Below are 321 nucleotides of genomic sequence, written 5' to 3'. Positions count from 1 at the left end.
CATTATATTGCGTGCAAATGGAAAACCTTCTATAATAAGGTATAGAAACGTTGTCTGTTGTATTTGGAATATGCTGTCACCTTTCCATAATTAAGTACAATTATTTTTTCAAACACCATATTTTTTAATCAAGGAGGTACTTAATTTTATGAAAGTAGTTGTCGGTGGAGATCATGCAGGATATGAATTAAAACAAAAGGTTCTGGCATATTTGGAGGAACAGGGTCATGAGGTAATCCATGTAGGAAGCTATACTCCTGAAATGGTAGATTTTCCGGATATCGCCGCAAAAGTGTGTCGATCAATTCTCGATGGCGAGGC

Annotated in this window: 1 protein-coding gene; it reads left to right on the top strand. The window is 36.4% G+C overall.

The window, feature by feature from the left end; translation table 11 throughout:
• Positions 1 to 148: 148 nt before the first annotated feature.
• Positions 149 to 321, top strand: a 173-nt coding sequence (locus HJY11_RS15725) for an RpiB/LacA/LacB family sugar-phosphate isomerase (RefSeq protein WP_208076450.1), incomplete at its 3' end; no start/stop codon positions are given.

This window comes from Bittarella massiliensis (ex Durand et al. 2017) (assembly GCF_017566145.1).
Lineage (GTDB): Bacteria > Bacillota > Clostridia > Oscillospirales > Ruminococcaceae > Bittarella > Bittarella massiliensis_A.
Note: the sequence above shows the minus strand (reverse complement) of the source record. Positions and strands in the feature narration are given on the sequence as shown.